The following is a 14,973-nucleotide window of genomic DNA, read 5'->3' as shown; positions in this document are numbered from 1 at the left end:
TTCTGGCATGCAACCTGCTATCGCCCTACTCGCCCATCAACAGCGGCTCACGCCGTTGCGGCAACCGCCAAGGGCTCGCCTCCATCGCGCATCGCGACCGCTGTTCAAGCGGCGACGAACCGAGGGACGGGCGCTTGCTTAGCCTTGCAATGCTTCGGAGAATTCCATGCTCTTGAAAAAAGCTGTGTCCACCTTGCTACTGAGTGCGGCCTGCGTATCCCTGGCCCAGGCGCAAGTCACGGTCGGCGTGATCACCTCGGCCGCAGGCCCTTTGGCCATGATCGGCGTGCCACAGAAAAACACCGTGGCGCTGCTGCCGACCCAGGTCGGGGACCAAGCCATCCGCTACATCGCGCTGGACGATGGCAGCGACCCGACGGCCACGGTCAAGGCGTTGAAGAAGCTGATCAGCGAAGACAAAGTGGATGCGATCATCGGCCCAAGCGGCTCGCCCAATGCCATCGGGGTGATCTCGTTTGTCGCCGAGGCGCAGGTACCGCTGTTGTCGCCCGTGGGCACCGCGGCGGTGATCCTGCCGATGACGGCAGAGAAGAAATGGGTGTTCAAGACCACGCAAAATGACGAGTTGATCGCCAAGGCGCTGTTCGAGCACATGGCCCGGCACCAGGTGAAAACCCTGGGCCTGATCGGCACCGCCGACCCGTATGGCGAGAACTGGGCCAAGGTCGCCACGGCCCTGGCGACCGAGCATGGGATCAAGATCGTCGCCAACGAACGCTTCCAGCGCCAGGACACCTCCATCACCGGGCAAAGCCTCAAAGTGCTCGCGACCCGCCCCGACGCGGTGCTGGTCGCGGCGCCGGGCAGCCCGGCGGTGATGCCCCAGGCCACGCTGTTCGACCAGGGTTACCGTGGCCAGGTCTACCAGACCCACGGAGCGGCGCTGCCGGACTTCCTCAAGCTGGGCGGCAAGAAGGTCGAAGGGACGATCCTTGCCGCCAGCCTGATGCTGGTCCTCGATGAGATCCCCGACAGCAATCCGTCGAAGAAAATCGCCGCCGACTACACCGCCGCCTACCAGAAGCTCTATGGCAGCAAACCCGCCACCTTTGGCGCCAACACGTTCGATGCCGGCCTGCTGCTGCAAGCCGCAATCCCCCTGGCCGCCGCCAAAGCCGCACCGGGCACCGTGGAGTTTCGCCGAGCGCTGCGTGACGCCCTGGAAACCACCCACGAGCTGGCCGGCACCCAAGGCGTCTACAGCATGACCCCGGATGACCACAGCGGGTTCGATGAACGCGGCCGGGAGCTGATCCAGGTGAAAAATGGCACCTGGACCCTGCTCAAAGAGTGAGACCGCGCCCTCCCTGCCCGCTCGGCCAGCCGTGTCCGGCGGACGCCCAAAGCCTGATGACCCCGTGCAAAGAGTTGCCCTATGAATGCCCAGATAGCCTTACTGCTTGGCCAGGACGGCATCACCAATGGCGCCATTTATGCGTTGTTGGCCTTGTCGATACTCCTGGTGTTTACCGTGACCCGGATCCTGTTGATCCCCCAGGGTGAGTTCGTCACCTATGGCGCCCTGACCATGGCCAGCCTGCAGGCCGGTCACCCGACCGCACTGGTCTGGCTGCTGCTGGGCCTGACGCTGCTCGATGGCGCCCTCGACCTGCTCGCCGCGATCCGCCGCCCCCATGCCTGGCGCCTGCCGCGCATGAGCCTGGTGAAGATCGCCTACGCCGTGGCGATGGTGGGCCTGGTCAACAACCTGCCACTGGCGCAACTGCCCATGGCGTTGCAGGCCCTGTTGACCCTGGCGCTGGTGGTGCCCTTGGGGCCGCTGATCTATCGGCTGGCCTTCCAACCCATCGCATCGGCCAGTTCCCTGGTGCTGCTGATCGTCTCGATTGCGGTGCATGTGAGCCTGGTAGGCATGGGCCTGCTGCTGTTCGGCCCGGAAGGCGCGCGCACCCGGCCGTTCTCCGAACAAGGCCTGGAACTGGGCCCGGTGGCGCTCAACAGCCAGACGCTGTGGATCATCGCCGCGTCCCTGGGCTTGATCATCGGCCTGTTTGTGTTCTTTGAACGCACTCTGTACGGCAAGGCCCTGCGTGCGACGGCGGTGAATCGCATGGGGGCACGCCTGATGGGGATTTCCCCGGAAATGGCCGGCAAGAGCACCTTCGTTCTCGCAGCCCTGATCGGCACCCTGTCCGGGATTCTGATCGCGCCCATCACCACGCTGTACTTCGACTCCGGCTTCATCATCAGCCTCAAGGGCTTTGTCGGCGCCATCATGGGCGGGCTGGTCAGCTACCCGGTGGCTGCCCTCGGCGCCCTCGCGGTGGGCCTGATCGAAGCGTTCTCGATGTTCTGGGCCAGCGCCTACAAGGAAGTGATCGTCTTTACCCTGATCATTCCGTTCCTGCTGTGGCGCTCCCTCACCAGCCGTCACGTGGAGGAACACGAATGAAACCCCGCTATCTGATCCTCACGCTGATCACCCTGCTGGGCCTGGCGCCGCTGGTGCTCGCCCCCTACTACGTGACCTTGCTCAACTACATCGGCCTGTATGCCTTGGTAGTGCTTGGCCTGGTGCTGCTGACGGGCGTCGGCGGCATGACCAGCTTTGGCCAGGCCGCGTTTGTCGGCCTTGGGGCCTACACCACCGCCTGGCTGACCACCGCCGGGCAACTGCCGGCCTGGTTGCAATGGGCGAGCGCCTCACCGTGGCTGACCCTACTGGTGGGCGTGGCCCTGACGGTGACGGTGGCGCTGATGCTGGGCGCCTTGACCCTGCGCCTGTCCGGGCACTATCTGCCACTGGGCACCATCGCCTGGGGGCTTTCGCTCTATTACCTGTTCGGCACCCTGGAACCCCTGGGCGGCCATACCGGCGCCGGCGGCCTGCCAGCCATTACCCTCGCGGGGATCTCCCTGGACCAGGGTGAAGATATGTTCTACCTGATCTGGCTGGTGCTGGGCGCCGCGATGCTGATCACCCACAACCTCCTCGACTCCCGCGAAGGCCGGGCGATCCGGGCGCTCAAGGGCGGCCAGTTGATGGCCGAGTCCATGGGGGTCAACACCTTCCGGTCAAAAATGGTGATCTTTGTCATCGCCGCGCTGTTTGCCGCCGTGTCGGGCTGGCTGTACGCCCACACCCAGCGCTTCGTCAACCCGACCCCGTTCGGCCTGGGCATGGGCATCGACTATCTGTTCATGGCGCTGATCGGTGGCGTGGCAAGTATCTGGGGCGCATTACTGGGCGCCGGCATCCTCACCGTGCTCAAGGAGTGGCTGCAAGACTGGCTGCCCCATCTGCTGGGCGACGGCGGCAATTACGAGACCATCGTCTTCGGCATCCTGATCGTGTTGCTGATGCACTGCGCGCCGGGCGGCCTGGCGCCGTGGCTGGGCAGATGGTTCAAGGCCCGTACCCGCACGGCGCCGCTGCCCCAGGCGCAGGCCCTGCCCCGGCGTGACGCCGCCGAACAGGGGACGCGCATCCTGCAAGCCAACCAGGTGACCAAGCGCTACGGCGGGCTGGTGGCCAACAACCAGATGAACCTGCATATCGACGCCGGGGAGATCCTTGCCCTGATCGGGCCTAACGGCGCCGGCAAAAGCACCCTGTTCAACCTGTTGTCCGGGGTCGATACGCCCACCTCAGGGGCCATTCATTTCAAGGGTCAGCCGATCACGGGCAAAACCTCGCGGCATGTCGCCCGCCTGGGAATGAGCCGCACCTTTCAGCACGTCAAGCTGCTACCGGGGATGAGCGTGCTGGAGAACGCCGCCCTCGGCGCCCACTTGCGCGGGCACAAGGGAGTGATCGCCGCCAGCCTGAACCTGGACCGTGCCGAGGAACAGCAACTGCTGGCCGAAGCGCGCTATCAACTGGAACGGGTTGGCCTGGGCGACTACTTGCAGGAAGACGCCGCGAGCCTGGCCTTGGGCCAGCAACGCATCCTGGAAATCGCCCGCGCCCTGTGCACCGACCCGTGCCTGTTGCTGCTGGACGAACCCGCCGCAGGCCTGCGCCTCCAGGAAAAACAGGCGCTGGCGGCCTTGCTCAGGCGCCTGCGCGCCGAAGGCATGGCGATCCTGCTGGTGGAGCACGACATGGACTTCGTCATGGGCCTGGTGGATCGCGTGGTGGTCATGGAGTTCGGCCAGCCCATCGCCCAAGGCCTGCCTGAAGAAGTGCAAAACAATCCCGCAGTGCTTGAAGCCTATTTGGGAGGCGCAGACGCATGAATATGCCAATGGAACCCTGCAACGCCGGCACGACCCTGCTGCAAATCGATAACCTGAGCGTGGCCTATGGCAAGGTCGAAGCCTTGAGCAACGCCAGCCTGCGCGTCGGCGAAGGGCAGATTGTTACGGTGATCGGCCCCAATGGCGCGGGCAAGACCACCCTGCTGTCGGCAATCATGGGCGTGCTGGGCTCCCGGGGTCAGGTCAACTTCGACGGCACCCTGGAAACCGTGCCCGAAGTGGAGGTGATGGTCGGCCGGGGCCTGGGCCTGGTGCCGGAAAAGCGTGAACTCTTTACCTCGATGAGCGTGGCCGACAACCTGCTGCTGGGCGCCTTCCAGCGCCACCGCCGGGGCGAGCGCGACCACGGCCACACCCTCAAGCAGGTGTACGACCTGTTCCCGCGCCTGTGGGAGCGGCGTGAACAATTGGCGGCCACCTTGTCCGGCGGTGAGCGCCAGATGCTTGCGGTGGGCCGGGCACTGATGGCCAAGCCACGCCTGCTGATGCTCGACGAGCCGAGCCTTGGCCTGGCGCCGCTGGTCACCCGCGAGATCTTCCGCATCATCAGCAGCCTGCGCGAGCAAGGGGTGTCGATCTTGCTGGTGGAGCAGAATGCACGGGCCGCGCTGCGGGTCGCAGACTACGCCTACGTCCTGGAAACCGGCCAGATCGCCATGCACGGCCCCGCCCGGCAACTGGCCGACGACCCACGGGTGATCGAGGCGTACCTGGGGCTGAGCAGCAAGCATCAGGAAATGCTCGCGACCTGACAGCCCCACGCACACCCACTGTGGGAGCTGTCTCGCTCAGCGCGGCGGCATTGCCAGCCTTGATGTTGGCTGCCCCACCGCTATCGCAGCCTCGCTGAGCGAGACAGCTCCCACATTTGAGTTGTGGTGGGGCCAAAGATGTCTAGCATGCGAAGATCCCCTGTGGGAGCTGGCTTGCCTGCGATAGCGGTGTGTCAGCCACCAGAAATGCTGACTGGAGCACTGCATCGCAGGCAAGCGATGCTGCCACAGGGTGCGACGTCAATCTCGTGAATATGCAACAATTGACCGTTGCCCATTATTCGAAGCCCGAGCATGACCACCGCGAAAAAACGTGTGAATCGTCATAACCCTGCCAGCCAGGATTTCAAGAAAGAAGAGTTCCCCTTCTACTGGCTCGCACGGGTCAACGGGCGCTATTCCATGGCGATGGAAAAGGCCCTGAAAAAAGTCGACATGGATATCCCCCGCTGGCGCATCCTCCTGATCCTCAAGGACAACGGCGCGTCGAGCATCTCGGAAATCTCCACCCACGCCATTGCCAAGCTGCCCACGGTCACCAAGATCGTCTACCGCATGAAAGCCGACGGTCTGGTGCAGACCAATGTCTGCTCCAACGACGGGCGCGTTACCCAGGTTTCGTTGACAGAGGCCGGGTACCAGACCATCGAGCAGAGCCACAAGGTCACGGCAGATATCTTCAAGAACAGCTTTAAGGGCTTGACGGACGCGCAGCTCAACAAGCTCAACAGCTTGCTCGAGACCCTGTTCGACAACCTGCCCGAAGACTGAAGCGCCGGCTTGCTGGCGCCTAGGGGGGCGTGAATCAATAGCGGATCATCACCGACTTGAGCTCGGTGTAGGCCTCGATAAACGCATCACCAAACTCGCGGCCCATACCCGAGGCCTTGACCCCGCCAAACGGCAGCGCCGGATCAAGGAAGGTGTGCATATTGACCCACACCGTGCCGGCCTCGATTTGCGGGATCAGGCGCAGCGCCTTGGACAGGTCGTTGGTCCAGACACTGGCCGTCAGGCCGTAGGGCGAGTCGTTCATCAGGGTCACCAATTCCTCCTCCGTGTCATAGGGCAGTACACAGAGCACCGGGCCAAAGGCTTCTTCGCGCAGCAAAGGGTCATCAGGGCCATTGGCCAGGATCAGCGTCGGCTCGACAAAGTAGCCCGGCCGGTCAACGGCCTTGGCCCCGCAGATCACAGTGTTGTTCTGGTTGGCCCGGGCGAAGAAATCAAGAATCTTCTCCAGGTGCGCCTGGTTGGCCAGCGGGCCGAACTGGGTGCTCTCATCCAGAGGCGAGCCAATCGTCAGGGTGCCCAGGGCCTGCCCGAGTTTTTCAAGGAACTCACTGATCCGCGAGCGATGCACATAGAGCCGCTCTGGCGAGGCGCACACCTGGCCCTGGTGCACATAGGCCATTTGCACCATCCCGGCCACGGCCTGGCCCATATCGACATCGGCCAACAACGCCGCCGGGTTCTTGCCGCCCAGCTCCAGGGTCGCGCGCGTCAGGTCCGCAGCCATCGCCGCCTTGCCCACGGCAATTCCGGTCGGCACCGAGCCGGTGAACGCGACTTTGCTGATCTGGGCATGGGCGATCAATTGCTGCCCCACCTGCCCGGTGCCATTGACTACATTAAATGCGCCGGCCGGCACCCCCGCCTCGCAGGCTAATTCGGCCACCCGCAACAACGTCAGGGGGGTGAACTCACTGGGCTTGACCACGATGGTGCAACCGGTGACCAGCGCCGAAGCAATCTTCCAAATGCCAATCATCACCGAGAAGTTCCACGGCACAATCCCGGCGACCACCCCCACCGGCTCACGCAGGGTGTAGGCCATGTACTGCTCGGCGCCCATGGACGGAATCGAGGGGCTCATGGTCTGGCCGTTGATCTTGCTTGCCCAGCCGGCGAAGTAGCGCAGGAACACCACGCTCTGGGCTATTTCCAGGCCGCGCGACAGGTTGATCGACTTGCCTGAACACAGGGTTTCCAGCTGCGCCAACTCTTCGCCATGGGCTTGCAGAAGATCGGCAAATTTATTCAGGATCACGCCACGGGCATAGGGCGAGGTGCCCGCCCAGGCGCCTTTGAAGGCCTTGCGCGCACTGGCGACGGCACGCTCGACATCGTCGTCGCTGGCATCGACGATGTGGCTGATCACCTGGCCGGTCGCCGGGTTGTGCACGGCAATCTGCTGGGTGGATGTACTGGGCCGGTAGGCCCCATCAATAAAGTTGGCCGGCGCGCGGGCAAGGAACTCGGTGACCGCAGGCAGCAAGGCAATGTCGCTCATAAACAGGATTCCTCAAGGCAATCGTCAGTGCGGCGCCCGATGGGCACCGTTTGCGGGGGATCAGGTATGCGCCAGGCCCACTTGCAGGGCATGGCAGATCAGGTCGGCTTCTTCAATCGTCAGGGTCAGGGGCGGCGAGAGGATGATCTTGGTCCCCACCGGACGCACCAGCACCCCTTCCAGGCGTACCCGCTCCGCCAGGCGCGAGGCGTAGCCCAGGGCCGGATCGATGGGCGTGCGCAGGTGCTTGTCGCTTACCAGGTCAAGGGCAATCATCAGGCCTTTGCCCCGTACCTCGCCGACCACGTCGAAGCGCTCGCTCAACGGTTTGAGCCGCTTTAGCAGGTAGGCGCCGACCTTCGCCGCGTTGCCCGGCAGGTCTTCTTGCTCGACGATATCCAGCACCGCCAGGGAGGCCGCACAGGCCGTCGGGTGGCCGCTGTAGGTGTAGCCGTGCATGATCACCTGGCCGAAGTTGTCGGCGGTTTCGATGGCGCGGGCGATGCGCCCATTGAACAGCGTGGCGCCCAACGGGATGTAGCCAGCGGAGATGCCTTTGGCCAGGCACAGAATGTCCGGCGCCACCCCCCAGCCTCGCGACCCCAGCATCGAACCGGTGCGGCCGAAGCCGGTGACCACTTCATCGGCAATCAGCAAAATACCGTAGCGATCACACACCGCACGCACCTGTGGCCAGTAGCCTGCGGGCGGCACGATCACCCCGCCGGCGCCCTGCACTGGCTCGGCGATGAACGCCGCAATGGACTGCGGCCCCAGCGCGCGGATCTGCTCCTCCAATTGGCGAATGCAGTGGGCGGTCAGGACCTGGGGATCGCTGCAGTCCCAGGGGTTGCGATAAGACCAGGGGCTGTCGAGCAGCGTGCAGCCTTCAAGCAGTGGCCCATGGTTGAAGTGATAGGCACTGATCCCGCCGACCGAGGTGCCCCCCATGTGCACGCCGTGGTAGCCGTTGCGCAAGGACAGGAACCGGGTGCGCTCGGGCTCCCCGGCGGCAATCCAGTACTGGCGGCTCATTTTCAAGGCGGTTTCGATGGCATCGGAGCCACCACTGGAAAACAGCACCCGTTGCATATCTTCCTGGGCAAACATCCCGGTCAAGCGCTCAGCCAGGTCATACACCCGGGGATGGGCAATGCCGTCGAAGGTCTGGTAGTACGCCAGCTCGTCCATTTGCCGATGGATCGCCTGCTTGACGCTTTCGCGGTTATGGCCGACGTTGACGTTCCACAGCCCGGCGATGCCATCGAGCATGCGCCAGCCATGGATGTCGGTGACGTAGTTGCCATTGCCCCTGGCGATGATCAGGGTCTGTTCTCCCGCAGCGGCCGCGGCCGCTCGCATTGGGTGCCAGAATTTTTTTTCGGCGTTCTGATAATGCGCGTACATGATTGCACTCCCTTCCGAAGAGGCGGACCGAGAGGTTTCGGGCCAGCCTGGACTGTAGGGAGCGAGGTGCATGGGCCGTTATCCCAAATCGGCACACTTTGGCAGCGGTTTGCCCATAGGTTGCAGGACCTGGGGCAACCGTGATGTATTGATGCGCGAACCGCCGCTGGACATTTTCAACCACAGGCGCAAACCCGCGCACCGGTGATGACCATGACGCAGATCGAAAGCCTTAGCTTTACCGACGCCAGCCAGCACGCGCGCTCGGTACACGACTGGGACCAGACCTACGACCAACTGTCCCCCGGCCGCTTCGCCAGCCGCTTGCGGCAGCTGTGCAGCGGGCCCTTCCAGGTCTTCCATGAGCAGTTGAACCGGCGCATCGTGCAATACGGCCAGTCGCCCGCCGAGCGCATGTGTTTTTCGATACCACTGTGCACCGACAGCCACGGCACGCAGAACTGCCTGGCGATCCTGAACAACCACGAAGAATTCATGTTCCATGCCCCGGAAAACACCCAGATCTATGCCGCGACCTTTGCCCGCCACAAAGTCCTGGCGCTGGCGGCGCTGAATCTGAGCCCGCGCAGCTACCGGCAATTGACTGCCGCTCCGTCGTCGCAGTCGCCGTGGCAGCGCGCCAGTGCCTTGCACCAGCGTGTCCGCCAGCAACTGGAGCAGGCCCTGGATTGCACGCCGCAGTACTTCAACGACGCCACCGCCAAACTCATGGAACATGGCCTGCTCAGTGGTTTCCTCGACCTGCTGGCGAGCGTCGAGGCCGATGAAAAACGCCGGCGCCCCAGCGCGCCAACCCGCCAGTACCTGGTGAAGATGAGTCAGCAGATCGCCCTCGCCAGTCACGACGCGCCCATCACCATTCTCGATCTGTGCCAGCGCCTGCACGTCAGCCGACGTGCCCTGCAATACAGCTTCCAGACCATCGCCGACACCAACCCGGTGGACTACTTGCGCAGCGTGCGCCTGAACGCGGTACGGCGGCGGCTGGCCATGTCATCGCCAGCCGAGTTGAGCATCGGTGATGCGGCGGCCCAATGGGGGTTTTACCACTTGAGCCACTTTGCCAGTCAGTACAAGGCCCTGTTTGGCGAACTACCCTCGCAGACCCTGCGACAACGCTGAGTGCGGCTGCGCAGCCGTCACCCCATGCAGGAACATCTGCTCCATCACCCAGGCGGTTCCCGCTGGCGCCGCACGGCCCAAACGCTCGGCCTCGACCAGGCCACACAGGAGCGATGTAAACAACTCGGTCATCACCGCCGCACCAATATCGATACGGAACACCCCAGCCTGCTGGCCTCGCAGGAAGAAGCGGTCCAAAACGCTCAGGTACGGTTGCCAGCCATGGATGTTCAAGGTGTCTGGCCGGTACTGGAACACCATGAACAGCACCCACTCACGGTGCGCCAGGTGCTTGTCGATCAAGTCCCGCAGGGCCTCGGCCGGGGCTGCGCGCGCAAGGTCCGAGTCGTCGACCACCTGCTGCATGACGTCGCGCGAGTACGCCAACAGCACCTCGACCAGGTTTTCCCGCGTGCCGCAGAAGCGGTGCAAGGTGGCCTTGCTGATGCCGGCCGCGCGCGCCAGTTCCTGGAGCGTGGCCCGGGGTTGTTCAACGATGGCAACCGCCAGGGCCTTGAGGAGTTTTTCGTTGGGAGCGGGCGAAGACATGGCAACTGGCTCATTGGTTGGGCGTGAAGAGGAAGGCATTGTGCCAAAAATCCCTCTGACCTCAAGAAAAATGACACTTTTAAACACAAAAGAATCTTTTGAGACATTATTGTCTCACTAGAACCAAATATATATCATGCGCACCTTTCCAGACCTAGCCCCCAGGTGACACATGAACGCTTTGCGCGACCTGCGTATTTTCAGCTTTGCCGCAATGGCCCTTGTCGGCCTCACCGGCTGTGGTGCTCCTGCCCAGCCCGAAGCGGCCCCACAGCCCCGGGAAGTGGAGACTGTGACCGTCGCCCCCGAAGCCTTCTCCCTGTCCACGGAACTGCCGGGGCGCATCGAGCCGGTCCGGGTGGCGCAGGTACGGGCCCGGGTGGCCGGGATCGTGTTGCGGCGCCACTTCGAGGAAGGCGCCGAGATCAAGGCCGGCGACCTGCTCTTCCAGATCGATCCCGCGCCACTCAAGGCCGCCGTGTCACGGGCCCAGGGCGAGCTGGCACGGATCGAAGCGCAGTTGTTCGAGAACCAGGCCAAGGTCAAGCGCTATGAACAACTGGCCGACGTCGAAGCCATCAGTCGCCAGGACCTCGACACCGCCCGCGCCGCCCTGAAAAGCAGCCAGGCCGCCCAGCAATCGGCGCGGGCCGATCTGGAAACCGCGGGTTTGAACCTGGGCTACGCAACCGTGCGCGCGCCGATCTCCGGGCGTATCGGCCGCGCCCTGGTGACCGAGGGCGCGCTGGTCGGCCAAGGCGAAGCGACGTTGATGGCAAGCATCCAGCAACTGGACCCGATCTACGCCGACTTCACCCAGCCTGTGGCCCAGGCGCTGAAACTGCGCCAGGCCCTCAAGCAAGGCAGCCTGTCGGCAGGCGACCCGTCGCAGCTGTCACTGCAAGTCGAAGGCACCGACTATCACAGCCAGGGCACGCTGCTGTTCTCGGATATTGCAGTAGACCGTGGCACCGGCCAGGTGTCGTTGCGTGGGCGCTTCAGCAACCCTGAAGGGGTGTTGTTGCCAGGCATGTATGTGCGCGTGAAAGTGCCCCAGGGCACCGACCAGCAAGCCTTGCTCGTGCCCCAGCGTGCGGTGCAGCGCGGCAGCGACGGCCAGGCCCAGGTGCTGGTGGTGGATGCTGACGACAACGTCAGCCCACGCGCCGTACAAACCGGCGCCATACAGGGCCAGCGCTGGCAGATCACCCAAGGCCTGCAGGCCGGTGACCGGGTGATTATCGGCGGCCAGGCCGGCCTCGTCCCGGGTGACAAAGTGGTGCTCAAAGCCTCCGCTGCCCCCACCGCCCAACAACAAGCAGCACTCCAGTAAGCCCGGCATCACCGCGTTCGAGGTCTCACCATGTCTGTGTTTTTTATCAAGCGCCCCAAGTTTGCCTGGGTCATTGCGTTATTCATCTCCATGGCCGGGCTGCTGATCATCCCGGCCCTGCCGGTGGCCCAGTACCCGAGTGTCGCCCCGCCGCAAATCACCGTCACCGCCACTTACCCCGGGGCGTCGGCCAAGGTGCTGGTGGATTCTGTGACCAGCGTCATCGAGGAAGAGCTCAATGGCGCCAAGGGCCTGCTCTACTTCGACTCCACCAGCAACTCCAACGGCATGGCGGAAATCGTCGTGACCTTCAAGCCCGGCACCCAGCCGGACATGGCCCAGGTCGAGGTCCAGAACCGCCTGAAAAAAGCCGAGGCGCGCATGCCCCAGGCGGTGCTCAGCCAGGGGATCCAGGTGGAGCAGACCAGCGCCGGCTTTCTGCTGATCTACGCCCTGAGCTACAAGGACGGCACGGCCGAGCAGGATACAACCCTGCTGGCCGACTACGCCGCGCGTAACGTCAACAATGAAATCCGCCGGGTCGAAGGCGTGGGCAAGCTGCAATTCTTTGCCTCGGAAGCGGCCATGCGTATCTGGCTCGCCCCCCAGAGCCTGGTGGGCTACGGCTTGTCCATCGATGACGTGAGCCGGGCGATCAGCGCGCAGAACGTCCAGGTTCCAGCGGGCAGCTTCGGCAGCTCGCCCGGCGCCGTCGGCCAGGAATTGACCGCGACCCTGGCGGTCAAGGGCACCCTGGACAACCCCGAGGAATTCGGGCGCATCGTACTGCGCGCCAATCAGGATGGTTCCAAGGTGACGCTGGCCGATGTGGCGAGGATCGAGGTCGGCAGCCAGGACTACAACTTCACCACGCGCCTCAATGGCAAGCCGGCAGTGGGTGCGGCGGTGCAATTGTCGCCGGGGGCCAACGCGCTGAAGACGGCCAGTGCGGTCAAGGAGCGCCTGCAGGAGTTGTCAGTCAATTTTGCGCCCAACGTCGAGTTCTCGGTGCCGTATGACACCTCGCGGTTTGTCGACGTGGCCATTGAGAAAGTGATCTATACCCTGGTCGAGGCCATGGTCCTGGTGTTCCTGGTGATGTTCCTGTTCCTGCAGAACGTGCGCTACACCTTGATCCCGAGCATCGTGGTGCCGGTGTGCCTGTTGGGCACGCTGATGGTGATGTACCTGCTGGGCTTCTCGGTGAACATGATGACCATGTTCGGCATGGTGCTGGCCATCGGCATCCTGGTGGACGACGCCATTGTGGTGGTGGAAAACGTCGAGCGGATCATGGCCGATGAGGGCCTGTCGCCGGCCGCCGCGACGGTCAAGGCCATGGGCCAGGTGTCGGGGGCGATCATCGGGATTACCGTGGTGCTGTCGGCGGTGTTCCTGCCCCTGGCTTTCATGGCCGGTTCGGTGGGGGTCATCTACCAGCAGTTTTCCCTGACCCTGGCGGTGTCGATTCTGTTCTCCGGCTTCCTCGCCCTGACGTTCACCCCGGCCCTGTGCGCGACCCTGCTCAAGCCCGTGGCCGAGGGGCATCATGAAAAACGCGGGTTCTTTGGCGCCTTCAACCGCCTGTTCGGGCGCCTGACCGACCGCTACAGCGCCCTTAATCATCACCTGGTCAAACGCACCGGGCGGGTGATGCTGGTATACCTTGGGCTGGTGGCCCTGCTGGGCTTTACCTACCTGCGCCTGCCGGAATCCTTCGTGCCCGTGGAAGACCAGGGCTACATGATCGTTGACGTGCAACTGCCGCCCGGCGCCTCGCGGGAGCGAACCTCGGCCACCGGCCAGGCAGTGGAACAATTTCTCGCCTCCCGCGAGGCGGTCGCCAATACCTTCCTGGTACTGGGCTTCAGCTTCTCCGGGATGGGCGAGAACGCCGGCCTGGCCTTCCCGACCCTCAAGGACTGGTCACTGCGCGACAGCGACCAGTCTGCCGAAGCCGAAACCGCAGGGGTCAATCAACAATTTGCCAACCCCAGCGACGGCACGATCATGGCGGTGAGCCCACCGCCCATCGACGGCATGGGTAACTCCGGAGGCTTCTCCCTACGCCTGCAGGACCGTGCTGGCCTGGGCCGCGAAGGCTTGCTGGCGGCACGGGACCAACTGCTGGGCCAGGCCAACGGCAACCCGAACATCCTCTACGCGATGATGGAAGGCCTGGCCGAGGCCCCGCAATTGCGCCTGACCATCGACCGGGAAAAAGCCCAAGCCCTGGGGGTCGGGTTTGATGCCATCAACCACACCCTGTCGACTGCGTTCGGTTCGGCGGTGGTCAATGACTTTGCCAATGCCGGGCGTCAGCAGCGGGTGGTGGTACAGGCCGACCAGCGCGACCGGATGACGCCTGACAGCGTGCTCAAGCTGTTCATCCCCAATAACCTCGGCGCCCTGGTGCCCCTGAGTGCCTTTGTCAGCACCCAGTGGGAGCAAGGCCCGGTGCAGATTGCCCGCTATAACGGCTACCCCTCGATCCGTATCGCCGGCGATGCCCCACCCGGGGTCAGCACCGGGCAAGCCATGGCCGAGATCGAGCGCCTGGTGGCCGGACTGCCGGCGGGTATCGGTTATGAATGGACCGGTTTGTCGTACCAGGAAAAGATCGCCAGCGGCCAGGCCTTGCAGTTGTTTGCCCTGGCTTTCGTGGTGGTGTTCCTGCTGCTGGTGGCGCTGTATGAAAGCTGGGCCATCCCCTTTGCGGTGATGCTGATCGTACCGGTGGGCGCCCTCGGTTCGGTGCTGGCCGTGACCAGCCTGGGCATGCCCAACGACGTGTACTTCAAGGTCGGACTGATCACCATCATTGGCCTGGCGGCCAAGAATGCGATCCTGATCGTCGAGTTTGCCAAGGACCTGTGGGCCCAGGGCTACTCCCTGCGCGACGCCGCCATCGAAGCCGCGCGCCTGCGCTTTCGCCCCATCGTCATGACCTCCATGGCCTTCATCCTCGGCGTCGTGCCCCTGGCCATCGCCACCGGCGCAGGCGCCGCCAGCCAACGTGCGATCGGCACCGGCGTGGTCGGCGGGATGCTCAGCGCAACGATACTGGGAGTGGTTTTTGTGCCGGTGTTCTTTGTCTGGGTGCTGTCGATGCTCAAGCCCAAGACCGTCCCCCGCGTGGATGACAACACACTGCCAGCCGCACGGGTCGAGGAGTAGGCGGTAACGAAAATCAACTGTAGGAGCTGTCACAGCCTCGCTGGGGCTCGACAGCT

Annotated in this window: 11 protein-coding genes; 8 read left to right on the top strand and 3 right to left on the bottom strand. The window is 63.9% G+C overall.

Features of this window, described 5'->3' with window-relative positions; translation table 11 throughout:
* Window positions 1–166 precede the first annotated feature (166 nt).
* From HBO19_RS16210 to HBO19_RS16190, 5 genes are all read left to right on the top strand, one after another.
* A complete protein-coding gene (locus HBO19_RS16210; protein ID WP_170057846.1) occupies window positions 167–1,315 on the top strand; it encodes an ABC transporter substrate-binding protein in 1,149 nt (382 codons plus the stop codon).
* Between the two features lie 81 nt (window positions 1,316–1,396).
* Window positions 1,397–2,434, top strand: a complete 1,038-nt coding sequence (locus HBO19_RS16205) for a branched-chain amino acid ABC transporter permease (RefSeq protein WP_170043495.1) — start codon at window positions 1,397–1,399, stop codon at window positions 2,432–2,434.
* On the top strand, window positions 2,431–4,221 hold the full coding sequence (locus tag HBO19_RS16200; RefSeq protein WP_170057845.1) for a branched-chain amino acid ABC transporter ATP-binding protein/permease: 1,791 nt from the start codon (window positions 2,431–2,433) through the stop codon (window positions 4,219–4,221). The genes HBO19_RS16205 and HBO19_RS16200 overlap by 4 nt, the downstream gene beginning before the upstream one ends.
* Window positions 4,222–4,223: 2 nt before the next feature.
* On the top strand, window positions 4,224–4,994 hold the full coding sequence (locus HBO19_RS16195) for an ABC transporter ATP-binding protein (protein ID WP_170043545.1): 771 nt from the start codon (window positions 4,224–4,226) through the stop codon (window positions 4,992–4,994).
* 315 nt (window positions 4,995–5,309) lie between these two features.
* Complete coding sequence (locus tag HBO19_RS16190; RefSeq protein WP_170043493.1) at window positions 5,310–5,786, top strand: MarR family transcriptional regulator; 477 nt, start codon at window positions 5,310–5,312, stop codon at window positions 5,784–5,786.
* 34 nt (window positions 5,787–5,820) lie between these two features.
* Here the strand turns inward: HBO19_RS16190 and HBO19_RS16185 are convergent, their stop codons facing one another.
* A complete protein-coding gene (locus HBO19_RS16185; RefSeq protein WP_170043492.1) occupies window positions 5,821–7,308 on the bottom strand; it encodes an aldehyde dehydrogenase family protein in 1,488 nt (495 codons plus the stop codon).
* Between the two features lie 60 nt (window positions 7,309–7,368).
* Window positions 7,369–8,715 (bottom strand): aminotransferase class III-fold pyridoxal phosphate-dependent enzyme, encoded by a 1,347-nt coding sequence (locus tag HBO19_RS16180; RefSeq protein WP_170057844.1) that lies wholly within the window; start codon window positions 8,713–8,715, stop codon window positions 7,369–7,371.
* 213 nt (window positions 8,716–8,928) lie between these two features.
* Between HBO19_RS16180 and HBO19_RS16175 the strand changes: the two genes are divergently transcribed.
* Window positions 8,929–9,858 carry a helix-turn-helix domain-containing protein gene (locus HBO19_RS16175; RefSeq protein ID WP_170057843.1) on the top strand — a complete coding sequence of 310 codons (930 nt, stop codon included), beginning with the start codon at window positions 8,929–8,931 and terminating at the stop codon, window positions 9,856–9,858.
* Here HBO19_RS16175 and HBO19_RS16170 read toward each other — a convergent pair.
* Window positions 9,829–10,407 carry a TetR/AcrR family transcriptional regulator gene (locus HBO19_RS16170; protein ID WP_170057842.1) on the bottom strand — a complete coding sequence of 193 codons (579 nt, stop codon included), beginning with the start codon at window positions 10,405–10,407 and terminating at the stop codon, window positions 9,829–9,831. The two genes, HBO19_RS16175 and HBO19_RS16170, sit on opposite strands and share 30 nt — an antisense overlap.
* A gap of 172 nt (window positions 10,408–10,579) precedes the next feature.
* Here HBO19_RS16170 and HBO19_RS16165 point away from each other — a divergent pair, with 172 nt between their 5' ends.
* Window positions 10,580–11,740, top strand: a complete 1,161-nt coding sequence (locus HBO19_RS16165; protein ID WP_170043488.1) for an efflux RND transporter periplasmic adaptor subunit — start codon at window positions 10,580–10,582, stop codon at window positions 11,738–11,740.
* Between the two features lie 30 nt (window positions 11,741–11,770).
* Window positions 11,771–14,917 carry an efflux RND transporter permease subunit gene (locus HBO19_RS16160; protein ID WP_170043487.1) on the top strand — a complete coding sequence of 1,049 codons (3,147 nt, stop codon included), beginning with the start codon at window positions 11,771–11,773 and terminating at the stop codon, window positions 14,915–14,917.
* Window positions 14,918–14,973: the final 56 nt, after the last annotated feature.

Origin of the sequence: Pseudomonas sp. WS 5021 (assembly GCF_012985535.1) — a bacterium.
In the GTDB taxonomy this organism is placed as follows: Bacteria; Pseudomonadota; Gammaproteobacteria; order Pseudomonadales; family Pseudomonadaceae; genus Aquipseudomonas.
The sequence above is the reverse complement of the archived record's forward strand: the minus strand, read 5'-3'. Positions and strand labels throughout refer to the sequence as shown.